The organism is Pseudomonas sp. 01L34 (assembly GCF_056400265.1).
The window spans coordinates 109,389-134,377 of the sequence record NZ_JBFTSX010000011.1 but is presented as its reverse complement, the minus strand read 5'-3'; the positions used below and the strand labels follow the sequence as shown (position 1 = coordinate 134,377).

Annotated in this window: 25 protein-coding genes; 2 read left to right on the top strand and 23 right to left on the bottom strand. The window is 60.7% G+C overall.

All coding sequences use genetic code 11. The features are described 5' to 3' along the window. The 8 genes from pabC to AC1DQM_RS28035 form a co-directional block, all read right to left on the bottom strand. Entirely contained in the window at positions 1–816 is an 816-nt protein-coding gene (gene pabC, locus AC1DQM_RS28070; RefSeq protein WP_064616590.1) for an aminodeoxychorismate lyase, read from the bottom strand. Then, positions 816–2,060, bottom strand: a complete 1,245-nt coding sequence (gene fabF / locus AC1DQM_RS28065; RefSeq protein WP_026286429.1) for a beta-ketoacyl-ACP synthase II — start codon at positions 2,058–2,060, stop codon at positions 816–818. Before fabF ends, pabC begins: the two co-directional genes overlap by 1 nt. Before the next feature lie 109 nt (positions 2,061–2,169). Then, complete coding sequence (acpP, locus tag AC1DQM_RS28060; RefSeq protein ID WP_003175607.1) at positions 2,170–2,406, bottom strand: acyl carrier protein; 237 nt, start codon at positions 2,404–2,406, stop codon at positions 2,170–2,172. Positions 2,407–2,598: 192 nt separating this feature from the next. After that, positions 2,599–3,342, bottom strand: coding sequence for a 3-oxoacyl-ACP reductase FabG (gene fabG, locus AC1DQM_RS28055; protein WP_064616588.1), 744 nt, complete (start codon positions 3,340–3,342; stop codon positions 2,599–2,601). Positions 3,343–3,358: 16 nt separating this feature from the next. After that, positions 3,359–4,297 carry an ACP S-malonyltransferase gene (gene fabD / locus AC1DQM_RS28050; protein ID WP_026286430.1) on the bottom strand — a complete coding sequence of 313 codons (939 nt, stop codon included), beginning with the start codon at positions 4,295–4,297 and terminating at the stop codon, positions 3,359–3,361. A gap of 125 nt (positions 4,298–4,422) precedes the next feature. Then, positions 4,423–5,433 (bottom strand): phosphate acyltransferase PlsX, encoded by a 1,011-nt coding sequence (plsX, locus tag AC1DQM_RS28045; RefSeq protein WP_018926222.1) that lies wholly within the window; start codon positions 5,431–5,433, stop codon positions 4,423–4,425. A gap of 3 nt (positions 5,434–5,436) precedes the next feature. Beyond that, positions 5,437–5,619 (bottom strand): 50S ribosomal protein L32, encoded by a 183-nt coding sequence (gene rpmF / locus AC1DQM_RS28040; RefSeq protein ID WP_003179396.1) that lies wholly within the window; start codon positions 5,617–5,619, stop codon positions 5,437–5,439. A 13-nt stretch (positions 5,620–5,632) separates the two neighbouring features. Continuing rightward, positions 5,633–6,160 (bottom strand): YceD family protein, encoded by a 528-nt coding sequence (locus AC1DQM_RS28035; protein ID WP_007942001.1) that lies wholly within the window; start codon positions 6,158–6,160, stop codon positions 5,633–5,635. Between the two features lie 105 nt (positions 6,161–6,265). Between AC1DQM_RS28035 and AC1DQM_RS28030 the strand changes: the two genes are divergently transcribed. Beyond that, complete coding sequence (locus AC1DQM_RS28030) at positions 6,266–6,844, top strand: Maf family protein (RefSeq protein ID WP_442115304.1); 579 nt, start codon at positions 6,266–6,268, stop codon at positions 6,842–6,844. Between the two features lie 59 nt (positions 6,845–6,903). Here AC1DQM_RS28030 and sppA read toward each other — a convergent pair whose 3' ends face one another. Genes sppA through rluC form a run of 3 tightly spaced genes read right to left on the bottom strand, consistent with a single transcriptional unit; the run spans position 6,904 to position 9,526 of the window. Next, on the bottom strand, positions 6,904–7,893 hold the full coding sequence (gene sppA / locus AC1DQM_RS28025) for a signal peptide peptidase SppA (protein ID WP_064616586.1): 990 nt from the start codon (positions 7,891–7,893) through the stop codon (positions 6,904–6,906). Between the two features lie 24 nt (positions 7,894–7,917). After that, the gene (locus tag AC1DQM_RS28020; RefSeq protein WP_018926225.1) at positions 7,918–8,580 is read right to left on the bottom strand and encodes an HAD-IA family hydrolase; all 663 of its coding nucleotides are present in this window, start codon (positions 8,578–8,580) and stop codon (positions 7,918–7,920) included. Beyond that, the gene (rluC, locus tag AC1DQM_RS28015; RefSeq protein ID WP_442115302.1) at positions 8,567–9,526 is read right to left on the bottom strand and encodes a 23S rRNA pseudouridine(955/2504/2580) synthase RluC; all 960 of its coding nucleotides are present in this window, start codon (positions 9,524–9,526) and stop codon (positions 8,567–8,569) included. The genes AC1DQM_RS28020 and rluC overlap by 14 nt, the downstream gene beginning before the upstream one ends. Before the next feature lie 700 nt (positions 9,527–10,226). Between rluC and rne the strand changes: the two genes are divergently transcribed. Continuing rightward, on the top strand, positions 10,227–13,433 hold the full coding sequence (gene rne / locus AC1DQM_RS28010) for a ribonuclease E (RefSeq protein WP_442115301.1): 3,207 nt from the start codon (positions 10,227–10,229) through the stop codon (positions 13,431–13,433). Positions 13,434–13,523: 90 nt separating this feature from the next. On the opposite strand, the gene AC1DQM_RS28005 is transcribed toward rne, so the two are convergent. From AC1DQM_RS28005 to AC1DQM_RS27950, 12 genes are all read right to left on the bottom strand, one after another. Further along, the gene (locus tag AC1DQM_RS28005) at positions 13,524–14,117 is read right to left on the bottom strand and encodes a nucleotidyltransferase family protein (RefSeq protein ID WP_442115300.1); all 594 of its coding nucleotides are present in this window, start codon (positions 14,115–14,117) and stop codon (positions 13,524–13,526) included. Beyond that, positions 14,114–15,097 (bottom strand): XdhC family protein, encoded by a 984-nt coding sequence (locus AC1DQM_RS28000; protein ID WP_018926228.1) that lies wholly within the window; start codon positions 15,095–15,097, stop codon positions 14,114–14,116. The genes AC1DQM_RS28005 and AC1DQM_RS28000 overlap by 4 nt, the downstream gene beginning before the upstream one ends. Further along, entirely contained in the window at positions 15,097–17,418 is a 2,322-nt protein-coding gene (locus AC1DQM_RS27995) for a xanthine dehydrogenase family protein molybdopterin-binding subunit (protein ID WP_442115299.1), read from the bottom strand. Before AC1DQM_RS27995 ends, AC1DQM_RS28000 begins: the two co-directional genes overlap by 1 nt. Next, positions 17,415–17,885 (bottom strand): (2Fe-2S)-binding protein, encoded by a 471-nt coding sequence (locus AC1DQM_RS27990; protein WP_007941956.1) that lies wholly within the window; start codon positions 17,883–17,885, stop codon positions 17,415–17,417. Before AC1DQM_RS27990 ends, AC1DQM_RS27995 begins: the two co-directional genes overlap by 4 nt. A gap of 243 nt (positions 17,886–18,128) precedes the next feature. After that, positions 18,129–19,148 carry a UDP-N-acetylmuramate dehydrogenase gene (gene murB / locus AC1DQM_RS27985; RefSeq protein ID WP_064616576.1) on the bottom strand — a complete coding sequence of 340 codons (1,020 nt, stop codon included), beginning with the start codon at positions 19,146–19,148 and terminating at the stop codon, positions 18,129–18,131. After that, positions 19,145–19,609: a low molecular weight protein-tyrosine-phosphatase gene (locus tag AC1DQM_RS27980; RefSeq protein ID WP_018926232.1), complete on the bottom strand. Its 465-nt coding sequence runs from the start codon at positions 19,607–19,609 to the stop codon at positions 19,145–19,147. The genes murB and AC1DQM_RS27980 overlap by 4 nt, the downstream gene beginning before the upstream one ends. Further along, a complete protein-coding gene (kdsB, locus tag AC1DQM_RS27975) occupies positions 19,609–20,373 on the bottom strand; it encodes a 3-deoxy-manno-octulosonate cytidylyltransferase (protein WP_018926233.1) in 765 nt (254 codons plus the stop codon). Before kdsB ends, AC1DQM_RS27980 begins: the two co-directional genes overlap by 1 nt. After that, positions 20,370–20,555, bottom strand: coding sequence for a Trm112 family protein (locus AC1DQM_RS27970; RefSeq protein WP_003179363.1), 186 nt, complete (start codon positions 20,553–20,555; stop codon positions 20,370–20,372). Before AC1DQM_RS27970 ends, kdsB begins: the two co-directional genes overlap by 4 nt. Positions 20,556–20,580: 25 nt before the next feature. Continuing rightward, positions 20,581–21,591 carry a tetraacyldisaccharide 4'-kinase gene (gene lpxK, locus AC1DQM_RS27965; protein WP_138866993.1) on the bottom strand — a complete coding sequence of 337 codons (1,011 nt, stop codon included), beginning with the start codon at positions 21,589–21,591 and terminating at the stop codon, positions 20,581–20,583. Then, a complete protein-coding gene (locus tag AC1DQM_RS27960) occupies positions 21,591–22,019 on the bottom strand; it encodes an ExbD/TolR family protein (RefSeq protein ID WP_105342963.1) in 429 nt (142 codons plus the stop codon). Before AC1DQM_RS27960 ends, lpxK begins: the two co-directional genes overlap by 1 nt. Beyond that, positions 22,016–22,651, bottom strand: coding sequence for a MotA/TolQ/ExbB proton channel family protein (locus AC1DQM_RS27955; RefSeq protein WP_007941964.1), 636 nt, complete (start codon positions 22,649–22,651; stop codon positions 22,016–22,018). The genes AC1DQM_RS27960 and AC1DQM_RS27955 overlap by 4 nt, the downstream gene beginning before the upstream one ends. Before the next feature lie 97 nt (positions 22,652–22,748). After that, positions 22,749–24,983 (bottom strand): DNA internalization-related competence protein ComEC/Rec2, encoded by a 2,235-nt coding sequence (locus AC1DQM_RS27950; RefSeq protein WP_442115298.1) that lies wholly within the window; start codon positions 24,981–24,983, stop codon positions 22,749–22,751. Positions 24,984–24,989 lie beyond the last annotated feature (6 nt).

Genomic DNA, 24,989 nt, shown 5'->3' with positions numbered 1-24,989 from the left:
TCAGGCATCCAGTAGCGCACGGGCAATGGTTTGGAGTTTACGGGTGAGCGGCCCAACCGGCCAGCTCAGTGCGGCATAGGCGCGCACCGGCCAAACGCCATAAACGCTGTTGCAGACAAAGACCTCATCAGCCCATTGCAGCTGTTCGAGGGTAATGTCGATGATTTGTGTGGGAATCCCCAATGACTCGGCTTGAAACAATAATTCGGCACGCATCACGCCTGCCACGCCACAACGTTTGAGATCGGCGGTCACCAGCACGCCATCGCGCACCAGGAACAGATTACTGAACACACCTTCGATCACTCGCCCGACCTGATCCAGCATCAAGCCTTCAGCATGCTCGGTGTCCTGCCATTCGGAACGGGCGATAACCTGCTCCAGACGATTCAGGTGCTTGAGACCGGCAAGCAATGGCTGCTTGGAAAGCCGTGTTGTACAAGGGAACAGGCGCACGCCCTGCTTCGCATGCACAGCCGGATAGGCAGCAGGAGGATTGCCTTGCAGAATGCGCCGGGCCTGGGCCGAGGGATCGGGGGCGTAACCGCGCAGGCTGTCGCCGCGGGTGAGGATGAGTTTGAGCACGCCCTCGCCCAGTGCGGCGGCATAGGCCAGCAGCTCCGCGCGGATCAGCTCATGATCGGCGGCAATCGCCAGGCGCGAACAGCCCTCGGCCAGACGCGACAAATGTCGATCCAGCAACAACGGCTGCCCGCCCTTGACGGCGATGGTCTCGAACAGACCATCGCCGTAAGCCAGGCCGCGATCTTTCAGCGACAAAGCGTCAGCCGGTTGACCGTCGACCCAGCTGTCCATCAGTCAGCGAACCGGCGGAACACCAGCGAGCCATTGGTACCGCCAAATCCGAAGGAGTTGGACAGCACCACGTCGATATCCATGCCGCGCGCGGTGTGGGGTACGAAGTCGAGGTCGCAGCCTTCGTCCGGCTCATCGAGGTTGATGGTCGGCGGGGCTACCTGACTGTTGATTGCCAGCACGCTGAAAATCGCCTCGACCGCCCCTGCGGCACCCAGCAGGTGACCGGTCATGGACTTGGTCGAACTGACGGCCAGCTTGTAGGCGTGATCGCCGAACACCGATTTGATTGCACAGGCTTCGGCGAGGTCGCCAGCCGAGGTCGAGGTGCCATGGGCATTGATGTACTGCACCTGATCACCATTGATCTTCGCATCGCGCAAGGCATTGGTGATGCAACGCGCAGCACCCGCGCCATCAGCCGGTGGCGAGGTCATGTGGTAGGCATCGCCACTGGTGCCGAAACCGATCAGCTCGGCGTAAATGGTCGCGCCACGGGCCTTGGCGTGCTCCAGCTCTTCGAGAACCAGTGCGCCGGCACCGTCGGACAGCACGAAGCCATCACGACCCTTGTCCCATGGACGGCTGGCACGGGCCGGCTCGTCGTTGCGGGTCGACAGTGCGCGGGAGGCACCAAAGCCGCCCATGCCCAGACCACATGCAGCCATCTCGGCGCCACCGGCGATCATTACGTCGGCTTCGTCGTACATGATGTTACGTGCCGCCATGCCAATGCAGTGCGTACCGGTGGTACACGCCGTGGCGATGGCGTAGTTAGGTCCCTGTGCACCCAAGTGAATGGACAGGAAACCGGAAATCATATTGATGATCGAGCCAGGCACGAAAAACGGAGAAATCCGCCGTGGGCCGGAATCATGCAGTGTGCGGCTGGTGTCTTCGATATTGGTCAGACCGCCAATACCCGACCCCATGGCCACGCCGATACGCTCGCGATTGGCGTCGGTAACCTCAAGACCTGCGTTACGCACGGCTTGAAAACCTGCAGCCAGACCGTATTGAATGAACAGGTCGAGTTTGCGGGCTTCCTTGACCGACAAGTATTCCTCGACATTGAAGCCCTTTACCGAGCCGCCAAAGCGGGTGGAATAGGCAGAAAGGTCGGTGTGTTCGATCAGACCAATGCCACTGCGGCCAGCCAGAATGCCCTGCCAGCTGCTCGGCACATCCGTGCCCAGTGGCGACAACATACCCATACCGGTGACTACGACGCGTCTACGCGACACAGCACTCTCCTTTTTTCAAATGACGACTTCGCACAAGGCCTAAAGAAAAAACCGCACGCCATGATGGCAGTGCGGTTTTTCCATGACAGCGAGCGACGACTAAAAACTATTACGCCTGATGGCTGGTAACGTAGTCGATTGCTGCTTGTACAGTAGTGATCTTTTCAGCTTCTTCGTCAGGGATTTCGGTCTCGAATTCCTCTTCCAGAGCCATCACCAGCTCAACGGTGTCAAGGGAGTCGGCACCCAGGTCTTCAACGAAGGAAGCGGTGTTGACCACTTCTTCTTCTTTAACGCCCAGTTGCTCAGCAACGATTTTCTTGACGCGCTCTTCGATGGTGCTCATACCTTGTTTTCACTCCTAATGGACAAATTCAGGCAGCTGGCCAGTGGGTAAGTGTATAGAAAGACTTTTCAGTTTTTCAACTGAAAGCTTCACTCCTCAAACCCTGCGGCCCTCTGCCGATAAAATAGATTGCAGCTTTATAACGGATTTTAGACAGCTCGTATGACATTTTTTTGAAGCAATCCGTCACATTTAACTCATGTACATCCCGCCGTTCACCGGGATTGTAGCCCCAGTAACGTAAGCCGCACCGTCGGACGCAAGAAAAGCGACCACAGATGCGATCTCTTGAGCTTGCCCCAGACGACCCAGCGGAATTTGCGTCTGCAAGGCTTCACGCTGCGCATCGGGCAGTTCGCGGGTCATATCGGTGTCGATGAACCCTGGGGCCACCGAGTTTACCGTAATCGAACGCGAACCGACTTCACGCGCCAGCGCACGGCTGAAACCTTCCAGACCGGCCTTGGCGGCTGCGTAGTTTACTTGGCCTGCGTTGCCCATGGCACCCACAACCGAGCCAATACTGATAATTCGTCCCCAACGGGCTTTGGTCATACCGCGCAAAACGCCCTTGGACAGGCGGAACAGACTGTTCAAGTTGGTATCGACAACGTCATGCCATTCGTCATCTTTCATGCGCATCATCAGGTTATCGCGGGTGATACCGGCATTATTGACCAGGATCGCCGGCGCACCGAACTGCTCCTGAATGCTCGCCAGCACGGCCGCTACGGACTCGTCGCTGGTGACATTGAGTTCCAGGCCAGTGCCCTGAATACCGTTTTCTTTCAGAGTGGCGGCGATACGCTCGGCACCCGATGCGGAGGTCGCAGTGCCAACAACGATGGCACCCTGACGACCCAGCTCCAGAGCGATAGCCTGGCCGATACCACGGCTGGCACCGGTGACCAGTGCAACTTTACCTTGCAGACTCATGCAAGCTTCTCCTTGATCAGACCAGCGCTGCACGGGCGGCAGCGAAAGCATCTGGGGTATTGAGGTTAGAGGTCGACACGCCTTCAGCGCAACGTTTGTTCAGACCGGCCAGGACCTTGCCCGGACCGCACTCGACCAGTTGGGTTGCACCCTTGGCAGCCAGTGCCTGGACCGATTCGACCCAGCGCACAGGCTTGTAAAGCTGCTCAAGCAGATCGCGCTTGAGGGTTTCCAGATCGGCTGGTACGTCGGCACTGACGTTCTGCACTACCGGAATCTGCGGCGCCTGCCAGTCGATCGCTGCGATCGACTCAGCGAATCGCTCGGCGGCCGGACGCATCAACTCGCAGTGGGACGGCACGCTGACCGGCAACGGCATGGCGCGCTTGGCACCACGCGCCTTGCAGCCTTCGATGGCGCGTTCGACCGCAGCCTTGGCGCCGGCAATCACTACCTGGCCCGGCGAGTTGAAGTTGACTGCGCTGACCACTTCACCTTGCGCCGCTTCGGCGCAGGCTGCCAGCACATCAGCATCGTCCAGACCGAGGATAGCGGCCATGCCGCCCTGCCCGGCCGGAACGGCCTCCTGCATCAATTGACCGCGACGCTCTACCAGCTTCACCGCGGCGCCCAGGCTCAGGCTGCCCGCAGCCACCAGGGCGCTGTATTCACCCAGGCTGTGACCGGCAACGTAAGCCGGACGCGCGCCGCCTTCAGCCAGCCACAGACGCCACAAGGCGATCGAGGCAGTCAGAATGGCCGGTTGGGTTTTATCGGTTTGATTGAGTAGTTCTTCCGGCCCTTGCTGGGTCAGCGCCCACAGGTCGTAACCCAGAGCATCGGAAGCTTCTTTGAATGTTTCAAGGACCACCGGGTGTTGCGCGCCCAACTCGGCCAGCATGCCGAGGGACTGCGAACCCTGTCCTGGAAAGACGAATGCGAGGGAAGCAGACATGTAACAAGCCCCTAATGATCTTGTCGTCGGAGAATTGACGTCCCGCCAGGGGAACGCAAGAAACTGACAGTTGGATGGCTCATTGAACTGAGCGGTCACATTTAAGCATTGTCTGACGAAAACGCCTAAGGCAACAAATCTTCCAGGCGCCCATGAAGACGTTCCGGCAAGTTTTCCTGGATCTCGATCAAGGCGCGCTGAATCGCACTCTGGAAGCCCTGAACCCCCGCCGAACCATGACTTTTCACGACAATTCCCTGCAAACCGAGAAAACTTGCGCCGTTATGGCGTGCCGGCGCCAGCTCGGCCTGCAAGCGCTTCATCAGCGGCAGCGCCAGTGCGCCTACCAGTTTCGACGCGAAATTTTTCTTGAACTGGGCCTCGATGCGCCCGGCGATCATGGTCGCCAGGCCTTCGCTGGATTTGAGCAGGATATTGCCGACAAAGCCGTCACACACCACCACATCCGCCTCGCCACGGTACAAACCGTCGCCCTCGACAAACCCGATGTAGTTCAGGCCACGCGCATTTTGCAGCAGGGTCGCCGCCAGCTTGACTTGCTGATTGCCCTTGATGTCTTCGGTGCCGATATTCAGCAACGCGACCCGTGGACGAACGACGCCCAGGGCTTGCGCCGCCACAGACCCCATCACCGCAAACTGCAACAGATGCTCGGCACTGCAATCGACATTGGCGCCCAGATCGAGCAACTGGCAGAAACCTTTCTCGGTCGGAATGGCGGCGACCATGGCCGGCCGATCGATCCCCGGCAAGGTTTTGAGCACAAACCGCGACAACGCCATCAGCGCACCGGTATTGCCGGCACTGACGCACGCCTGGACCTTGCCATCACGCAACAACTCCAGCGCCACGCGCATCGACGAATCAGGCTTGCCGCGCAGGGCCTGGGCAGGCTTTTCGTCCATGGTGATGACTTCGGACGCCGGCACAATCGACAGGCGCGAGCGATCCGCAGCCGATTGGCCAGCGATCAGTTCTTCAAGTAGGGAGGGTTGACCGACAAGGGTCAGGTGCAGCGAGGGCGTAGCTGACAGACAAGCAAGGCTGGCCTGAACAATGCTGCGGGGACCGAAGTCCCCGCCCATTGCGTCAATCGCGATGACTTGAGCGGACAAGGATTACTCGTCAGCGCCCTTGTCGATCACTTTACGGCCACGGTATACGCCTTCTGGCGATACGTGGTGACGCAGGTGAACTTCACCGGTGGTTTTTTCTACAGACAGGGTGCTAGCCTCGAGAGCATCGTGCGAACGACGCATGTCACGGGCAGAGCGGGATTTTTTGTTCTGCTGAACAGCCATAATTGATTAACTCCTAAACGTTTGGGTCACGCTTTAACTGCGCCAATACACTGAACGGGTTGGACCGCGTTACCTCGTCCTCGCTCGGTTCGGGCTCATCTGCTCCCGCCGGCTGCTGGCATTCTTCCGGATGATGAGCAGGCACAATGGGCAAGGCGAGCAGAAGCTCCTCCTCGATCAGTGACTGCAGATCCAATGGATCTTCGCCCAGTTCCAGCACGTCATAACCTTTCGGCAACGACTGGGTATTCGCACCCTCCTTCACCACAGCATAACTGCATTCGCTATGGATCGGCAGGGTGACCAGCTCAAGACAACGCTGGCAAACCATTTTGACTTCGGTGTCGATAAAGCTGTGGATTACCACAGACTTACGTTCATCTCGTTCAAAAACGAATTTAGCCTGCACCGTACCGACATTGTCGGAAAGCGGGTCGCAGAGTCTCTCCAAATCGGCCAGCAGCATTTCACCTTGAAGGGTGGTGCCACGGTCAGCCAATTTGCGCGGGTCAACGTGAGGTGGAATCGGGTCATTCAACATAGGCGCAGCATTATAGGGATGCCCCCAGCCATGTCAAAGGAAATTCAGCCCTGTCCGCCACTTGAGCCTGCGTTAGAATTCGCCCCTTGCCCTTTGGAGATGCGCATGCTGCCTTTATTACTCGCTTCAAGCTCGGTTTATCGCCGGGAATTGCTGGCCCGCCTGCAGCTGCCGTTTACTTGCAGCTCGCCGGATATTGACGAAAGCCATCGCCCGAACGAGTCAGCCATCGAACTGGTAAAGCGCCTCGCCGAAGAAAAAGCCCGGGCACTTACCGCCAGTCATCCTGCTCACCTGATCATCGGTTCGGACCAGGTCGCGGTACTTGGCCAGCGAATTATCGGCAAGCCACACAGCTTCGAAAAGGCCCGCGAACAACTGCTGGCATCGAGCGGTGCCAGCGTGACATTCCTCACCGGCCTGGCATTGCTCAACAGCCAGACCGGCCACTGCCAGGTCGACTGCGTGCCGTTTACCGTGCACATGCGCGCACTCGACGAAGCACGCATCGAACGCTACCTGCACGCCGAACAGCCCTACGACTGCGCTGGCAGCTTCAAGGCTGAAGGATTGGGGGTGAGCCTGTTTCAAAGCACCGAAGGCCCTGACGCCACCAGCCTGATCGGCCTGCCACTGATTCGCCTGGTTGACATGTTGCTGGCTGAAGGCGTGCAAATACCCTGAACCGACTGCGAGCGCACAAAAAACCGGCCACGCAGGCCGGTTTCTTATGCAACCAACGATCAGCGCAACGCCGGCCCCTGGAAGCCCATCCACATTGCCAAATGCTCAGCCACGCTGGCACCGAGCTTTTTCGAGAAGCGATCAAACGGCGACTCCTCGATAGTGAAGTCCACCAACTCTTTCTCGCCAATCACGTCACGCGCCACCGAACTGGCACTGCCCAGACCATCAATCAAGCCCAGCGGCAGCGCCTGCTCACCGGACCAGACCAGCCCGGAGAACAGCTCCGGATGATCTTTGTCCTTGAGACGATCGCCACGCCCCTTCTTGACGCTACTGATGAACTGCTGATGAGTGGTGTCGAGCACACCCTGCCAGAACTGAGTTTCTTCAGGCTTCTGCGGCTGGAACGGATCGAGGAATGATTTGTGCTCGCCAGAGGTGTAGGTACGACGCTCGACACCCAATTTTTCCATGGTGCCGACAAAACCGTAACCGGCCGCGGTCACACCAATGGAACCCACCAGGCTCGCCTTGTCGGCATAGATCTGATCTGCCGCACTGGCAATGTAATAGGCACCGGAAGCTCCCAGATCCGAGATCACCGCGTAAACCTTGGTATCCGGATGCAAGCCGCGCAAACGACGAATCTCGTCATAGACATAACCCGACTGCACCGGACTGCCGCCCGGACTGTTGATCCGCAGGATCACACCCTTGACCTTGTTGTCCTCGAAGGCTTTACGCAGACTGCCTACGATATTATCTGCACTCGCCGGTTCTTTGTCGGCGATCATGCCGGTTATATCGATCAGCGCCGTGTAAGCGGAACCGCGAGTGGCGCTTTTTTCCATATCCATCAGCGGCGAGAACAAGAACAACGCAAGCAACAGATATGCAAAGGTCAGCAGCTTGAAGAAAATCCCCCAGCGACGGGATCGGCGATGCTCCTGCACACTGGCCAGCAGGGTCTTTTCCAGCAGCTTCCAGCTTTTTTCGTCACCGCTCTCCGCGCTCGCCTTGGCGGGTGCTTTCCATTCGTCGGTCATGACATTTACCCCTGCAAAAAACCGTTATGCCCGCTGACTCAGCCAGGCGCGCAATTCTGAAAAACGATCAATGGACAGCCGTGGCTCGAACTGCTGCAACGCCTCAATCGATTGAGCACCATAGCTGACCGCCACCGAATCCATGCCGGCGTTGCGCGCCATCTGCAGATCGAAGGACGAATCCCCGACCATCAGCGCCTGCTCCGGACGAACCTCGCAATGGGCGAGAATCTGCTCAAGCATCAACGGATGAGGCTTGCTGGCCGTTTCATCGGCTGCGCGAGTGACATCAAAATAATCTTCCCAGCCGTGAGCCTTCAGCACCCGGTCCAGCCCGCGCCGAGCCTTGCCGGTGGCAACCGCCAGGTGATAGCCGTCGGCACGAAACGCTTCCATCGACTCAAGCACGCCCTCGAACAACGGCGAAGGAACAGCCTCTGCCGCGATGTAGTGCTCCGCATAATAGTCACGGAAAGCCATAAGCTCGCCATCGCCGATCTCGGGATACAAAGTCCGAATCGCCTCCGGCAACCCGAGACCGATAATGCCTTTGACCGCAAAATCATCGCGCAACGGGAAGCCAGAGCGCCTGGACGCCACGTGCATCGCCTCGACAATCCGACCAATGGAGTCTGCGAGCGTACCGTCCCAATCGAAAATCAGCAGTTTGTAATCAGATGGGCGCACTCAATCGCTCCACGGTTTTGGCCCACATCTCGTCGACCGGCGCCTGCAACTTCAGCTCGCCGCCATCAGGCAGCGGCACGGTCAGCATGTAGGCATGCAGGAATAGACGCTTGCCGCCCAGGTCACGAATTTCCTTGCTGAAATCTTCATTGCCGTACTTGGTGTCGCCGGCGATGCAATGCCCGGCATGCAAAGTATGGACGCGAATCTGGTGAGTGCGACCGGTGATTGGCTTGGCTTCGACCATGGTGGCAAAGTCACCGAAGCGGCGCAGCACCTTGAACACGGTAAGAGCCTCCTTGCCTTCTTCGTCGACTTCGACCATGCGCTCGCCGGAGCGCAGATTGCTCTTTTGCAACGGCGCACGGACTTGTTTGATCGAGGTCGCCCAGTTGCCGCGCACCAGCGCCATATAGCGCTTGTCGACGCCATCACCGCGCAATGCGGCGTGCAAGTGACGCAACATGCTGCGCTTTTTGGCGATCATCAGCAGGCCGGACGTGTCCCGGTCGAGGCGGTGAACCAACTCGAGCTCTTTTGCATCAGGACGTAACTGACGAAAGGCTTCGATGACGCCGTAATTCAAGCCGCTGCCGCCGTGAACCGCGATGCCAGCGGGCTTGTTGATCACGATCAGCGCCTTGTCTTCGTAGACAATCGAGGCCTCGAGCCGCTGCAGCAGCCCCTGCGCCAGTGGCACGGGCTCGTCGCGTTCGGGCACGCGAACCGGCGGCACGCGCACGATGTCGCCCGCCTGCAGCTTGTATTCGGGCTTGATCCGACCTTTGTTCACCCGCACTTCGCCTTTACGCAAAATGCGGTAAATCAAGGTCTTGGGCACGCCTTTGAGCCGAGCGAGAAGGAAGTTATCAATACGTTGGCCGGCATATTCCGGCGAGACCTCAAGCAGTTGTACGCCTGGGGTCGAAGGGGCAGTAGTCGTCATGGTGCAGATGATAACAATTTTTTATGGAATTGAAGCACTTAATCATTGCTGCTATAGTCGCGAACGCCGCCAAAAGTGGCCTGGACAGCGGACTAACGGTCAAAAACCGGCCCTGACCAACGCAATTCACGAGGACGAGAGGCCGTCCTACGGGGCTTTCGCTACGTAACGGCAGAGTTTGCAGTTGTAACAAGCGCAGGTGACATAAGGCCTGAATCATGCCGCAAAGCAGAGTTTTCACTCGCCTTCCGAGCAAATATTCACGGCCAGTTCACAAAGTGCAGTCAGCTGCAAACGACCCCGAGCGAACGCTTCGGAAACAACGCCTAAATTAGCCATGATGCGTGACCTCCCCTTTCGGAGCTCACGGTAAATGCCAACCCGCTGCGGATTCTGCGCGCGGCAGCACCCGAATTATCAGGGATACGTGTAGGGTGGAGATGCACAACCGCTGGACTGTGTAGCAATAGGCTTTATCAAGACGCTTCATCTCGTCCACAGCCGCCGGTTGATTCCTCCTCCTGACTGAGTGCTTAAGTAGCCACAGCAAGCAGGACGCGTACGTCGCGATACCGGCCCAATTGGTCGGACATCGCTGGACACGGGAATGGCCAACCGCTCCCGACGCACCTGACACCGACCGTGAGAAGTCGTGTGTGCCGAACGCCGTTTCCGGCAGCCCGGAAACCGACGGTACTACATGAAAAGAATGCTGATTAACGCGACTCAACCTGAAGAGTTGCGTGTTGCACTGGTAGATGGCCAACGTCTCTACGACCTGGACATCGAATCCGGTGCACGCGAGCAGAAGAAGGCCAACATCTATAAAGGCCGGATTACTCGCATCGAACCAAGCCTTGAGGCTGCCTTTGTCGATTTCGGCTCTGAGCGCCACGGCTTCCTGCCCCTCAAAGAAATCTCCCGCGAATACTTCAAGAAAACTCCCGAAGGCCGCGTCAACATCAAGGACGTCCTGAGCGAAGGCCAGGAAGTCATCGTTCAAGTCGAAAAAGAAGAACGTGGCAACAAGGGCGCCGCCCTGACCACCTTCATCAGCCTGGCCGGTCGTTACCTGGTTCTGATGCCGAACAACCCGCGTGCCGGCGGTATCTCCCGTCGCATCGAAGGTGAAGAGCGCAACGAACTGCGTGAAGCCCTCAACGGCCTGGTTGCCCCGGCCGACATGGGTCTGATCGTTCGCACCGCCGGCCTTGGCCGCAGCAGCGAAGAAATGCAGTGGGACCTCGACTACCTGCTGCAACTCTGGACCGCCATCAAAGAAGCCTCGCTGGACCGCGCCGCGCCGTTCCTGATCTACCAGGAAAGCAACGTGATCATCCGCGCCATCCGCGATTACCTGCGCCAGGACATCGGCGAAGTGCTGATCGACAGCGTTGAAGCCCAGGACGAAGCCCTGACCTTCATTCGCCAGGTGATGCCGCAGTACGCCAGCAAGATCAAGCTGTACGAAGACAGCGTTCCGCTGTTCAACCGCTTCCAGATCGAAAGCCAGATCGAAACCGCCTTCCAGCGCGTCGTCGAACTGCCTTCCGGCGGCTCCATCGTCATCGATCCGACCGAAGCCCTGGTGTCCATCGACATCAACTCGGCGCGCGCCACCAAAGGCAGCGACATCGAAGAAACCGCTCTGCAGACCAACCTTGAAGCCGCCGAAGAAATCGCCCGTCAGTTGCGCTTGCGCGACATCGGCGGCCTGATCGTCATCGACTTCATCGACATGACCCCTGCCAAGAACCAGCGCGCCGTGGAAGAGAAAGTCCGCGAATGCCTGGAAGCCGACCGCGCCCGCGTGCAAGTCGGTCGCATCTCGCGCTTCGGCCTGCTGGAAATGTCCCGTCAGCGCCTGCGTCCATCGCTGGGCGAAAGCAGCGGCATCGTTTGCCCGCGTTGCAACGGCACCGGCATCATCCGTGACGTTGAATCGCTGTCGCTGGCGATCCTGCGCCTGATCGAAGAAGAAGCCCTGAAAGACCGCACCGCCGAAGTTCGCGCACAAGTGCCGATCCCGGTGGCAGCGTTCCTGCTCAACGAAAAACGCAACTCGATCACCAAGATCGAACTGCGCACCCGCGCCCGCATCGTCATTCTGCCGAACGATCACCTCGAAACGCCGCACTTCGAAGTTCAGCGTCTGCGTGATGACAGCCCGGAAGCCAGCATCAACCAGTCCAGCTACGAGATCGCTGCTGCCGCTGCGGAAGTCGAAGAAGTCCAGCCAGCCGCCGCGACCCGCACCTTGGTTCGCCAGGAAGCCGCAGTCAAGACTGCACCGGCTCGCGCCAATGCTCCGGTGCCGACCGAAGTCGTCGCCGCCCCAGTAGCTGCGCCGGTTGCCGCGCCTGAGCCAAGCCTGTTCAAGGGCCTGGTGAAGTCGCTGATCAGCCTGTTCGCGACCAAGGAAGAGCCAGTTGCGCCGGTCGTGGTTGAAAAACCAGCGACTACCGAGCGCCCTGCCCGCAACGAAGAGCGTCGCAACGGTCGTCAGCAGAGCCGCAACCGTAACGGTCGCCGCGATGAAGAGCGCAAGCCTCGTGAGGAACGTGCACCGCGTGAAGAGCGCGCACCACGTGAGCCACGCGAAGAGCGTCAACCACGCGAAGCCCGCGAAGAAACGCCAGCAGTCGCCCGCGAAGAACGCGCTCCACGTGCCCCTCGTGAAGAACGTGCACCGCGCGCACCGCGTGAAGATCGCAAGCCACGTGGCGATCGTGAAGAACGTCCGGTTCGTGAACTGCGTGAGCCTCTGGATGCCGCTCCGGCCGCCGCTGCCACCGCTGAAGAGCGTCCGGCCCGTCAGCCACGCGAAGAGCGCGCTCCACGCCCACCGCGTGAAGAACGTCAACCACGCACCGAGCAAGCCACTGCTGCCGCTGCCGAAGAAGAGCTGCCAACCAACGAAGAGCAACTGCAGGAAGATGGTCAGGAAGTCGCCGAAGGCGATCGTCCACGCCGCCGCTCCCGTGGCCAGCGTCGTCGCAGCAACCGTCGTGAGCGTCAGCGCGATGCCAACGGCAACGTGATCGAAGGTTCGGAAGAATCCGAATCCGCTGAAAACGCCGAAGCCCCAAGCGCTGCCGATCTGGCCGCCGGCCTGGCTGTTACCGCAGCCGTTGCCAGCACCGTGATCAGCGCACCTGCTGAAGCACAAGCCAACGAGCAAGCCGAACGCGCTACTGCTGCCACTCTGGAAACCGCTCCGGTTGAAGCGCCAGTGGTTGAAGTGACCACGCCGGTAGCCGTCACCGCCGCTCCGGAAATCGAAGTGGCGCCGGTTCGTGAAGCACAGCCGGAAGTACAGGCTGCCGCCGAGCCTGCTTTCGTTGCCGAGACTGTGGTTACCGCAGAACCGGTTGTCGAAACATCGACCGAAACAGTGACCGAAGCTGTGCGCGAAGTTCGTGAAGAGCAAACCGCGTTCAATTGGGTTGCCGAGCCACCTGTGGCAGTCGAAGCTCCAGCGCCAGTCGCTGAAGCTCCGGCTGCTGAAGCCACGGTCTCCGAGCCAGTGGTTGCGGCTGCCGAGCCTGCTCCGCTGCTTGAAGCACCGGTGGCTGCCGAAGCTGCACCCGTGGTCGAAGCTGCCCCTGTCAGCGCTCTGACTCCAAGTGGCCGTGCGCCGAACGACCCACGTGAAGTACGTCGTCGCAAGCGTGAAGCCGAGCGTCTGCAGAAGGAAGCCGAACTGGCTGCCGCTGCTGCTCCGGCCGCTGCCGAGCCAGCACCGGTTGTTGCTGAAGTCGTCGAGGCAGCCCCTGCCCCGGCCGCTGAAGTGTCTGCCGAGCCGGTTGAATCCGTGATCGACGAAGCACCGCGCTCCGTACAGGAAGCGGTAGAGCAACACGAGCAAGCCCTGGAAAAAGAGCACGAGCCTAAACCCCTCGCCTGATTCCATCGGCCACTAAAAAGCCCCGCCTGGCGATCCCAGGCGGGGCTTTTTTTATGTCGTGCTTCGCAGGAAAACCGCGATGGCGGTGCATCAGGCGAAGACCAACCTCTCTGGCGTGTCCACATCCCACAACACACCCGGATCCTCCACCGCCACCTCGACCACCCTCGCCTGCGCAAACAGTGACTTGGCGCCCTGATCGCCGGTCAACGCCATCAATCCCGGACCGAAGCTTCGCCCAAACCCCACCGGATGCCCATATTGCCCTTCATGCACCGGCACGCTGATGGTGTCATCCGCAATGGCCGCGACGACCTGCTCAATGCTCGACGGCAGGATAAACGGCATATCCCCCAGCATGATCAGCCAGCCATCGAGGTGCGAACAGGCCGCCACACCCGCCGCAATGCTGTCGCCCAGGCCGGTCGTCTCGATTCGCACAATCTCGCAACCATAAGCCTGCGCCATGCGAATCACTTGCGGGCGGTCCGCGGTGGTGACCAGCACACGCTTCTCGAGTGTGGCTGGCAGATTCACCAGCACCTGTTCGATCATTGAGTGCACGGTGATGCCATCACGGGCGGTGCAGTCCACCAGCAACTTGTCCTTATCGTCACCCGCTACCTGTCGAAACCGGCTGCCCTGCCCGGCGGCTAGAACGATAACGCCAATGGAGTCACTCATACGCCCTCCTGCAACGGCCTCTTCTGCTTGAGCTCGATGCCGTTCTTGATCGCCACAATCTCGGCCAGCAGCGACAAGGCGATTTCCGCCGGAGTATGGCTGCCGATGTGCAAGCCGATCGGGCCGTGCAAGCGTTCGATGGCCTGTTGGGACAAGCCTAGCTGAGCCAGGTTGTCCCGGCGCTTCTGGCTGTTGACTCGCGAACCCAGCGCACCGACATAAAACGCCCTGGAATCCAGGGCCGTGAGCAGCGCCATGTCATCCAGGCGCGGATCATGGGTGAGTGCGACGATGGCGGTGCGTTCGTCGGTCTGGATGGTCAGCACTGCTTCGTCGGGCATGCCCGGAACGAAGCGACCGTGTTGTTCTTCCCAGCCGTAGACGAACTCAGTGCGCGGATCGCAGATCAGCACTTCGAAATCCAGCAACCGTGCCATCTCGGCGACATACCGCGATAGCTGCCCCGCGCCGATCAACAACAATCGCCAACGCGGGCCGTAAATGGCGCGCAGTGTGTTGCCATCAAAACTCAGCACATCGTGCTTGTTCGCCGGCTGCAGAACCACTTCACCGGTCGCAATATCCAGCGAGCGCGCAACAATTTCATGCGCCTCGCAGCGCGCCAGCAACTGGGCGACCCACGCCGGATCGCCGACGCGCTCCTCGGTCAGGCGCAACGTGCCGCCGCAGGGCAAACCAAACCGCGCGGCCTCCTCACGAGTGACGCCATAAGTAATCAACTGCACCGGAGGCCCATCGGCCGGGATACGGCCATCGTGCAGCCGGGCAATCAGGTCATCCTCGACACAGCCACCGGACACCGAGCCAATCACTACGCCATCGCCACGCAAGGCGAGCATGGCGCCAGGTGCCCGGGGCGCGGTACCCCAGGTCTGAACCACGCTGTACAACATCACCCGCTGACCGGCGCGGCGCCATTCCAGCACGCTGCGCAGGACGTTCAGATCGACGCTATCCATCAGGCGTCAGCCTTCTGCCAGCCTTGCAGCTGATAGCGAACCGGCAAGTCACGGATGCGCTTGCCGGTGGCCGCGAAGATCGCGTTGCACAGCGCTGGCGCAATCGGCGGCACGCCCGGCTCACCGACCCCGCCCAACGGTACATTGCCCGGTGGCGTGACCAGGTGCACGGCGACTTCCTTCGGTGCCAGGGACATGCGCGCCACTTCGTACATGTGAAAGTTGTCCTGCTGGACCTTGCCGTCCTTGAAGCTGATTTCCCCCAGCACCGCGTTGCCCAGGCCCATGACGCAGGCGCCTTCGAACTGCGAGCGAATTCGCTCGGGGTTGATCTGCGGGCCGCAATCCACGGCGATGTCGGCTTTGTGCACGATCAGTGTGCCATCGTCTTTGACTTCGACTTCGATCACGGCTGCCACATAAGTGACAAAGCTGTAATGCACCGCCAGGCCCAAGCCACGGCCCTTGGGTAGCTTACGCCCCCATCCGGCGGCTTTAGCGGCGGTTTCCAGCACGGTGCGCATCCGCGCGGTATCAATCGGATAACGCTCAGGGGATTCGCCGTAGTTCCACTCTTCACTCAAGGTACGCGGATCGATCTGACGGTCCGGGCCAAGCAGCTTGATCTGGTATTTGAGCGGATCCTGGCCGGCCTTATGTGCCAGTTCATCGACAAAGCTCTGAATCGCAAAGCCATGAGGGATGTTCGACACAGAGCGATACCAGCCGACCCGCGTGTGGACCGCTGCTTCAGGGTTTTCCAGGCGCACGCTGGGGATCGCATAAGCCATGTTGGTAAAACCCATGCCCAGCTCGAAAGCCGCTTCATGGTTCATCCCCGGCGCGAACAGCGCGGTGATGCTTGGCGCCACCGTGCGGTGCAGCCAGCCAGACGGCAAGCCGTCCTTGTTCAGACTGGCCTTGAGGTATTCGGCAGACACGGTGTGGAAATACGAGTGGTGGATGTCGTCTTCACGGGTCCACTGCACCCGCACCGCTTTGCCCGGGAATTCCTTGGCCAGGATCGCCGCTTCAACCACGAAGTCCGGCTTGGACTTACGACCAAAACCGCCGCCGAGCAAGGTGACGTTGAACGTGACGTTATCGAACGGAATGCCCAGGCGCTCGCCAATCCGCTCGCGGGTGACTTGCGGCGCCTGGCTTGGCGCCCAGGCCTCACACACACCGTCCTTGAAACGGGCGATGGCGACCATCGGCTCCATCGGCGATTGCGCCAGGTGCGGCAGATAGTAAGAAGCTTCAAGGGTGCTGTCGGCAGCGCTCATGGCCTGGTCGATGTTGCCGGTGTTGCGCACCACTTTGCCGGGCTTGAGCGACGCGGCTTCGAGTTCCTTGCGGTAGGCGATCGAGTCGTAACTGGCGTTGGGGCCGTCATCCCACTCGATCTTCAGCGCTTCGCGGCCCTTGATCGCCGCCCAGGTGTTGCTGGCCACCACGGCCACACCACCCAAAGGCTGGAACTCGGACGGCAGTGGACGACTTTCGACTTGAAGGACCTTGATCACCCCAGGGACTTTCATCGCAGCGCTGGCATCGAAAGATTTGACCTTGCCGCCGTAGACCGCCGGACGGGCGATGGTGGCGAAAAGCATGCCGTCGAAATGCACATCGGCGCCGTAGACCGCACGACCGTTGACGATGTCCGCACCGTCGATAGCCTTGGTGCCTTCCTTGCCGATGTAACGAAACTCCGACGGTTGCTTGAGCCGCAAACTGTCGCGCGCCGGCACCGCCAGCGCACTGGCAGCCGCGGCCAATGCGCCGTAGCCCAGTTCACGACCGCTCGGCTTATGGATGACTTTGTGCAGCTGCGCATGACACTCGCCGACCGGCACTTTCCACTGTTCGGCGGCAGCTTGCTCAAGCATGGTCCGCGCGGCAGCACCGCAACGGCGCATCGGCTCGTACCAGTGACGCATGCTGCGTGAACCGTCGGTGTCCTGATTGCCGAAGCGCACTTCGTCGCCCGGCGCCTGTTGCACTTTGACCTGTGCCCAGTCGGCGTCCAGTTCATCGCCCACCACCATGGACAGACTGGTGCGCACGCCCTGGCCCATTTCCGAACGATTGCAAATCACCGTCACGCTGCCATCGGCGGCGATGCTGATGTAAACCTTCGGATCATCGATCCAGCCGTTGGGCATGCCGTCGGCACCGAATTTCTGCTCTTTTTCGGCGGCTAATGCATCCTGCCAGCCCCAACTGGCGGCCAGCACCAGCGCACTGGTGGCGCCCACGCCCTTGAGGAAACCGCGGCGGCTGAGATTACTCAGCGCAAAATCATTCGGTAGCTGGCTCATGCCTTGGCCTCCTTCAGGTGAGTGGATGCCTGGCGGATGGCGGTCTTGATCCGGTTGTAGGTGCCGCAACGGCAAATATTGCCGACCATCGCCTCTTCAATCTGCTCGTCGCTGGGGTTCGGGTTGGTTTTCAGCAGCGCGGTGGCCGACATGATCTGTCCGCCCTGGCAATAACCGCACTGAGCCACGGCGCTGTCGAGCCAGGCTTGCTGGACGACTTTGCCCACCGGGTCGGCGTGCAGGTTGTCGATGGTGCTGACATTCTGGCCGACCACCGAGCCGATCGGCGTGATGCAACTGCGCGCTGGCGCGCCGTCGATATGAATGGTGCAGGCGCCACACAGGCCCATGCCGCAGCCGAATTTGGTGCCGTTGTAGCCAGCCACGTCACGGATCGCCCAGAGCAGCGGCATGTCCTCGGTGACATCGAGTTGATGATCTTGACCATTGAGTTTCAGGGTAATCATGGGCACGCCCGCATAGTTATAGAGGTTATGGGGTCGAGCAATCTGCCGCTTGGGGTTCGCGGTTCACTACACGCAGATCGACTCAGGCTAATCGGCTCTCATATGTAGACGCGACGTCTGCACCGGGCCTTTGATGGAGCAAATGTTTGCATCGTTAGCTGGCTAAGTTAACTGAGCATTAACAAAAAAGCCCTGCACATTTGAAAATGTGCAGGGCTTTTTATTCAGCCTGAAAGCGTAGCCTCAATACTGGTTGGGTTCCATTTCCAGGTCGACCTTGAAACGCTCTGCAATGTCTTTCTGAATGCGCTGCGCCAGATTCAGCAATTGCAGGCCCGTTGCGCTGCCGTAGTTGACCAGCACCAGCGCCTGTAATTTATGCACACCGGCATCGCCGTCGCGAAAGCCTTTCCAGCCGGCGCGTTCGATCAGCCAGCCCGCCGCCAGCTTCATTTGCCCATCGGGCTGCGCATACGCCACCAGATCCGGGTATTCACCCTTGAGTTGTGCCACAAGTGCGGCGGGCACCAACGGATTCTTGAAGAAGCTGCCGGCATTGCCGAGCACCGCCGGGTCCGGGAGTTTTTCGCTGCGGATGCTGCAAATGGCCTGGCTGACATCGGTCGGCGTCGGGTGATCAATACCCTGCTCGGTCAGGCGCTGACGCACCGGGCCGTATTCCAGGTGCAGGTGCGCGGTGCGCGTGAGGGTGAAACGCACCCGCAGGATCAACCAGCGCCCCGGCTCCTGTTTGAACAGGCTGTCGCGGTAGGCAAAGTTGCACTCGGCCAGTGTGAAGTCCCGCAGCTCGCCGGTCTGGCGATCGAGGGCTGTCAGGCCGGCGAATACGTCCTTTATCTCGACACCGTAAGCGCCGATGTTCTGCATCGGTGCCGCACCGACGGTGCCGGGGATCAGGCTGAGGTTTTCCAGCCCCGACCACCCTTGCGCCAGGGTGTGCTGCACAAACGGGTGCCACGGCTCGCCCGCCTCGGCTTCGATCACCACCTGGTTGCCGTCATCGCTCAGCAGGCGAATCCCCCGTGTGGCCATGCGCAACACCAGTGCCGGCACATCGGCGGTCAGCAACAAATTGCTGCCACCACCGATCACCAGCACCGGCACTTCGTGTTCCACCGCGTAGGCCAGGGCTTCGCGCACGTCGGCATCGCTATGGGCTTCGGCAAACAGCCGCGCCTGAACGTCCACGCCAAAGCTGTTGTACGGTTTGAGCGAAACCCGGGGTTGAACCTGCAAACTCATAGCCGTCCCTTCAATTCGATCACCAGCAGATCGCTGGCGCGCTCGATCAGGTCCAGTACCTGTTCGAAGCCTTGGTCGCCGTCGTAATAAGGATCCGGCACTTCATCGACTTCCGACTGGTAGCGACGCAGGAACAAATCCAGCTCGGCCTTGCCCTTGGCCGGTTGCATGGTCTTGAGGTGGCGCAGGTTGCTGTTGTCCATCGCCAGAATCAGGTCGTAAGTGGCGAAATCGGCGCGGGTCACTTGCTGGGCGCGCTGGGCGGACAGGTCGTAGCCGCGCAGTTTCGCCGCAGCCTGGCTGCGCTTGTCCGGGGCCTTGCCGACGTGCCAGTCACCGGTGCCGGCAGAAGCCACTTCGACTTGATCGGCCAGCCCCGCCTCACGCAGCTTGTGCCGCAATACGCCCTCAGCCGTGGGGGAACGGCAGATGTTGCCCAGGCAGACGAACAGAACCCGCATCAGGCCTCCAGCAGGCGACGAACGCGCTCGAGATCTTCAACGGTGTCGACGCCGGTGGGCGGTGCGATCAGCGCATCGGCGACGTGAATCCGCACGCCGTGCCAGAGGGCACGCAGCTGTTCCAGAGACTCGGTGTTTTCCAGCCAGCACGGGCCCCAGGTGACGAAGTCCTGAAGGAAGCCGGCACGGTAAGCATAAATGCCGATGTGGCGGCGATATGGCACGCCTTCCGGCAATTGCTCGCGGCTCTTGGCAAACGCGTCCCGAGCCCACGGCAAGGTGGCACGACTGAAGGTCAGCGCCAGGCCATTGAGGTCGCTGACCACTTTGACCACATTGGGGTTGAACAGGGTTTCGACGTCTTCGATCGGCTCGGCCAGGGTGGCCATGCGTGCTTCGGTGTGAGCAGCCAGGTTGGCGGCGACCTGATCGATCACGCTTGGCGGGATCAACGGCTCGTCGCCCTGAACATTGACCACGATCGCGTCCGGGGCCAGGCCCAGTTTCGCCGCAACTTCAGCCAGGCGGTCAGTGCCGGAGTTGTGATCTTCGCGAGTCAGCACCACTTCGGCACCAAAGCCCTTGCAGGCCTCGACGATGCGCGCATCGTCAGTGGCAACCACCACGCGCTGGGCGCTGCTTTTGCTCGCCTGTTCCCAGACGTGCTGGATCATCGGCTTGCCGGCGATCAGCAGCAGCGGCTTGCCCGGCAAGCGGGTGGAGGCGTAACGCGATGGAATGACAACGGTAAAGGCTGTGGTCATTTATCCAGACGCTCATCGGTGGTCAGGGTGCGCGCTTCGCTTTCGAGCATCACCGGGATGCCGTCGCGAATCGGGTACGCGAGGCCGGCGCCCTTGCTGATCAGCTCGGTTTTGTCGGCGCTGAGCTTGAGCGGGCCTTTGCAGACTGGGCAAGCGAGGATGTCGAGCAATTTGGTGTCCATGTACATTCCCTGGATAGAAACGGAGTTAAGGCAAAAGACGAGCCGGCAACAGGCGCATCAGCTGTGTATCGAACCAGGCCACGAAGGCCGGCGATGGCGCAGCATCGACCGCCAGGTACCACCAATCGGCGGCGGCGAAGGCACGGCACTTCACCGCGTCCTTTTCTGTCATCACCACTGGCAATGACGGTGTGAAATTCAAGGCCTGCACGCTGTATTCGGCGTGGTCGGCAAATGCATGGGGCACTGGCCGCCAGTGTAGCGTTTCGAGGGTCGTGAAGAAACGCCGGGGATTGCCGATCCCGGCCACGGCGTGCAGGGCCTGACCGGCGGGAAAGTGGTCCAGAGGCCGCCGTTCGCCGCTGTGCAGGTTGACCAGTTCGGTGGGTTGCAACTGAAAGGCAAAACCGTCTTCGCGATCATTGGCAGCGCCGTTGTACAGCACTGCATCGACGCTTTGCAGGCGCTCGACCGGTTCGCGCAATGGTCCGGCGGGCAGACAACGGCGGTTGCCCAAGCCGCGAGCGGCGTCGATCAGCACCAGTTCCAGGTTTCGAGCCAGCCGGTAATGCTGCATACCGTCGTCGGAGAGGATCAGGTCCAGCGGCTCACTCGCCAGCAAGGCTTTGACCGCACGGCTGCGGTCCGGGTCGATCATCAGCGGCACGCCGGTGCGCTGGACGATCAACAGCGGCTCATCGCCCGCCACGTCCGCGCCTTGATCCGCCGCGACCCGCCACGGCAATTGCGGCGGTTTGGCGCCGTAACCACGGCTGACCACTCCGACCCGCAGACCGCTGCGCTGGCAGTGCTGGATCATCCACAAAATCAGCGGCGTCTTGCCCGTACCGCCCACCGTGATGTTGCCGACCACGATCAGCGGCACCGGCGACTGATAGATCTCGCCCTCGCCCGCCAAAAAGCGCTCGCGCTTGCCATTGACCACGCGTCGATACAGCCATTCAAGAGGCTGCAACAGCTTCAACGCCGGATGACCTTCGTACCATGCGGCGAGCAATCGATCGGACATGGCCATCAGGACGCCGGCGCCGCCTCGACAGTGGTCATGCGCAAGTGGCTGAAACCGAGCTTGCCGGCAGCGTCCATCGCGGTGATGACGGACTGATGGGGGGTTTTGCCATCGGCGCTGATGGACAACGGCAGATTGGTGTCGCCATTGGATTCTTTCTGTAGCGCTTCCATCAGGCTGGTCAGGTCGTTCTTCGGCAACAGCTGGTTGTTGACCGAATACGCCCCGTCGGCGCTGATGGCGATGTCCAGTTGCTTGAGCTGCTGGTCTTCGGCCGGGGAGCCGCTGACCGCTTCCGGCAGGTCGACGCGCAACTGGGTTTCACGGGTGAAGGTGGTGGTCACGACGAAAAACAGCAACAGGATAAACACCACGTCGATCAGCGACGCGAGGTTAATGTCTATCGTTTCCCGTGGTTTACGACGGAATTTCACGCTTTACCCTCGGCCAGGTCCACGTCGCGATCGCCCTGAATAACCTCGACCAGTTTGATCGCCTCTTGCTCCATGCCCACCACCAGCTCATCGATCCGGCGTTGCAAGAAGCGGTGGAAGAACACGGCCGGAATGCCGACCATCAGGCCCGCGGCGGTGGTGATCAAGGCCTTGGAAATACCCCCGGCCAGCACCGCGGCGTTGGTGCCCATGCCCGTGCCCATGAACGCACTGAAAATATCGATCATGCCCAGCACCGTACCCAGCAGCCCCAGCAACGGAGCCATGGCGGCGATGGTGCCCAAGGCGTTGATGTAACGTTCGAGCTCATGAATCACCCGCGCGGCGGCCTCTTCGATGCACTCTTTCATGATCTCGCGACCATGCTTGGAGTTCGCCAGACCGGCAGCGAGGATCTCGCCCAGCGGAGAGTTGGCGCGTAACTCCTTGAGTTTTTCTTTATTGAGTTGCTTGTCCTTGATCCAGACCCAGACCTGCCCGAGCAAGTGCTCCGGGGTCACGCGGCTGGCGCGCAGGGTCCAGAGACGCTCGGCGACGATCGCCATGGCCGCGATGGAACTCAGAATGATCGGCAGCATCATCCAGCCGCCGGATTTGACCAATTCCCACACAGTGACAGTCCCCTCGAAAAAGTGCGCCACTCTAACATAGGGGTTGGGCGCACCGAAGACCGCGATGTCGCATCCGGTCGGGCTTTAATGACGCGGGCTACTGGCGCAATGCTGGCGGATCGCGCCAGAAACGCCGTTCCTGAAGCATCGTCCAAGGTGGTTTGAAGCGCCCCAGTTGTAGACGAATGGCACCCTGCTCGGCGCTGTCGTAGATCGCCATGCCACGCTTTTGATAACGCGCCACGACTGTGGGATGGGGATGACCGAAAGAATTACCGTTGCCACGGGAAATCAGCACCGCTTTAGGCAGCAGAGCGCTGAGCAACGCCATCGAAGATGAGCTGCGACTGCCGTGGTGCGGGGCCTGCAACCAGTCCGTCGGCACCGCCAGTGGACTGTCGAGCAGCACCCGCTCGGCCGCGGTATCGATATCGCCGGTCAGCAGCAACCGCTCGCCGTTGGCTTCGATCTGCAGCACGCAGGATTTCTGATTGCTGTCGCTGGCCGACGACCACTGCCAGAGCTGGAACCGCACGTCGTCCCAGGTCCACTGTTGACCGCTCTCGCAGCCCTCGGCATGTAGCTCGTCCGGCAGGGCCAGTGGGGCGCCACTCAGTACCCGAGTCACCGGCACACCGCTGGCAATCGCTCGCGCACCGCCGGCGTGATCGGCGTCGGCATGGCTGATCAGCATCAAATCAAGTCCATTCACCCCCAGTTTGCGCAATGTTGGCAACACCACCCGCTCACCCAAGTCGATATCGCCGAACCGTGGCCCGGCGTCATACAGCAGTGTGTGATGGCGGGTGCGCACCAGAATGGCCAACCCCTGGCCGACATCCAGTTGCCAGATTTCGGCAACGCCTTCAGGCAGCGTGTGCCGGGGCGCAAAAACCAGCAACAGCAACATCGGCCAGCCCAGCGGGCGCAACGGCACGCCCGGTGGCAGTAACAGCAGAAATGCGCCCAGTGCGCCGAACGCCCAAACCCACAACGGAACCGCCACCGGCACCCACGCGGGCAATTGCCCGGCCACCAACGCCAGCCCCTTGAACAAAAGGTCGATCAGACTGCCAGCCAACCACAGTAACCCCTCGCCCACATAGGGAACGGCCAACAGCAGCGTTCCGAGCAAGGCCGGCGGCAAGACCAGCAGGCTGATCCAGGGCACCGCCAGAAGATTGGCCAGCGGCCCGCTGAGACTGATCGGCAACCCCAGTACCAACAGCAGCGGGCACAGACCGATTGCGATCAGCCATTGGGCACGGGTCCAGGTTTGCCACCAACGCCACGGGCCCAATCGCCCACCAAAGGTGAAAATCAGCACCGCTACTGCCGCAAAGGACAACCAGAAACCCGGTTGCAGGCTTGCCAGCGGGTCCAGCAGCAAAACACCGTCAAGCGCCAGCAACAGCGGCCACCAGGCGCCGAGGTGACGAAACCGTAGCCGCCACAACAACAGCAGACCAATCATCAGGCAGGCCCGACGCACCGGCACCTCGAAACCGGCCAGCAGCCCATAACCGAGCGCCGCCGCGAACGCCAGCCCACACGCCCATGGCAGCCACGGCAAGCGCCTGGGCCATAAGCCATAGCGCGCCAGCCCGGCGATCAGCAGATACACCAGCCCCGCCAGCAAACCAATGTGTTGCCCGGAAATCACCAACAGATGCACGGTGCCGGTGTCTTGCAGCACCTGCCAGTCCTCACGGCTCAGCCCGGCGCCGTCCCCCAGCACCAACGCCGTCAGCGCTCCCGTTCGCCCGTGCGCATCCACGGCCTGCAAACGCTGACGAATGCCGTCGCGCCAGGCCCACTGCGCTTGCCCCAGTCGCTGACCGTCCTTGACGGTCCCAGTGGCGCCAATACGTTGGGCCAGCAACCAGGCGTCGTAATCAAAACCATGAGGGTTGAGCAGCCCGGCAGGACGCTTCAATTTGACTGCCAGCCGCCACCGCTCGCCACTGTTGACGGGCGGCCCGCCATACCAGGCCAGACGCAGGTGCCGGGGCAGTTGGGTGCGACGCGACTGACTGTCTGTCAGTTCGAAACGCACTACACCCTCGGCCTGCTGCGGCAACCCGGTAACCCGGCCTTCGACCCAGCGAGTCTCGCCATCGAGCTTCAGCGCCAGGCGATCATCCAGCGCCCACTGCGCATTCGCACACGCCCAACTGAAGCCAAACAACCAAAATGCCAGTGGAAAGGTTCGAAACGGCAACAACATCAAACCCACTACCGGCAACAACAGCCACAACCCTGTCGGCGGCAGTGCCGGCAAAAAACGCAGGGCCAGCAGACCCAACGCCAGCGCCATCATCCCTGTGCGCATAAGCCC

Excerpts from the sequence above, each read along its gene's own strand:
- pabC (WP_064616590.1), bottom strand. The coding sequence starts at position 816 with ATGGACAGCTGGGTCGACGGTCAACCGGCTGACGCTTTGTCGCTGAAA.
- acpP (WP_003175607.1), bottom strand. The coding sequence starts at position 2,406 with ATGAGCACCATCGAAGAGCGCGTCAAGAAAATCGTTGCTGAGCAACTG.
- fabG (WP_064616588.1), bottom strand. The coding sequence starts at position 3,342 with ATGAGTCTGCAAGGTAAAGTTGCACTGGTCACCGGTGCCAGCCGTGGT.
- fabD (WP_026286430.1), bottom strand. The coding sequence starts at position 4,297 with ATGTCTGCTTCCCTCGCATTCGTCTTTCCAGGACAGGGTTCGCAGTCC.
- rpmF (WP_003179396.1), bottom strand. The coding sequence starts at position 5,619 with ATGGCTGTTCAGCAGAACAAAAAATCCCGCTCTGCCCGTGACATGCGT.
- AC1DQM_RS28035 (WP_007942001.1), bottom strand. The coding sequence starts at position 6,160 with ATGTTGAATGACCCGATTCCACCTCACGTTGACCCGCGCAAATTGGCT.
- AC1DQM_RS28030 (WP_442115304.1), top strand. The coding sequence starts at position 6,266 with ATGCTGCCTTTATTACTCGCTTCAAGCTCGGTTTATCGCCGGGAATTG.
- sppA (WP_064616586.1), bottom strand. The coding sequence starts at position 7,893 with ATGACCGACGAATGGAAAGCACCCGCCAAGGCGAGCGCGGAGAGCGGT.
- rluC (WP_442115302.1), bottom strand. The coding sequence starts at position 9,526 with ATGACGACTACTGCCCCTTCGACCCCAGGCGTACAACTGCTTGAGGTC.
- rne (WP_442115301.1), top strand. The coding sequence starts at position 10,227 with ATGAAAAGAATGCTGATTAACGCGACTCAACCTGAAGAGTTGCGTGTT.
- AC1DQM_RS28005 (WP_442115300.1), bottom strand. The coding sequence starts at position 14,117 with ATGAGTGACTCCATTGGCGTTATCGTTCTAGCCGCCGGGCAGGGCAGC.
- AC1DQM_RS28000 (WP_018926228.1), bottom strand. The coding sequence starts at position 15,097 with ATGGATAGCGTCGATCTGAACGTCCTGCGCAGCGTGCTGGAATGGCGC.
- AC1DQM_RS27995 (WP_442115299.1), bottom strand. The coding sequence starts at position 17,418 with ATGAGCCAGCTACCGAATGATTTTGCGCTGAGTAATCTCAGCCGCCGC.
- AC1DQM_RS27990 (WP_007941956.1), bottom strand. The coding sequence starts at position 17,885 with ATGATTACCCTGAAACTCAATGGTCAAGATCATCAACTCGATGTCACC.
- murB (WP_064616576.1), bottom strand. The coding sequence starts at position 19,148 with ATGAGTTTGCAGGTTCAACCCCGGGTTTCGCTCAAACCGTACAACAGC.
- AC1DQM_RS27980 (WP_018926232.1), bottom strand. The coding sequence starts at position 19,609 with ATGCGGGTTCTGTTCGTCTGCCTGGGCAACATCTGCCGTTCCCCCACG.
- kdsB (WP_018926233.1), bottom strand. The coding sequence starts at position 20,373 with ATGACCACAGCCTTTACCGTTGTCATTCCATCGCGTTACGCCTCCACC.
- AC1DQM_RS27970 (WP_003179363.1), bottom strand. The coding sequence starts at position 20,555 with ATGGACACCAAATTGCTCGACATCCTCGCTTGCCCAGTCTGCAAAGGC.
- lpxK (WP_138866993.1), bottom strand. The coding sequence starts at position 21,591 with ATGGCCATGTCCGATCGATTGCTCGCCGCATGGTACGAAGGTCATCCG.
- AC1DQM_RS27950 (WP_442115298.1), bottom strand. The coding sequence starts at position 24,983 with ATGCGCACAGGGATGATGGCGCTGGCGTTGGGTCTGCTGGCCCTGCGT.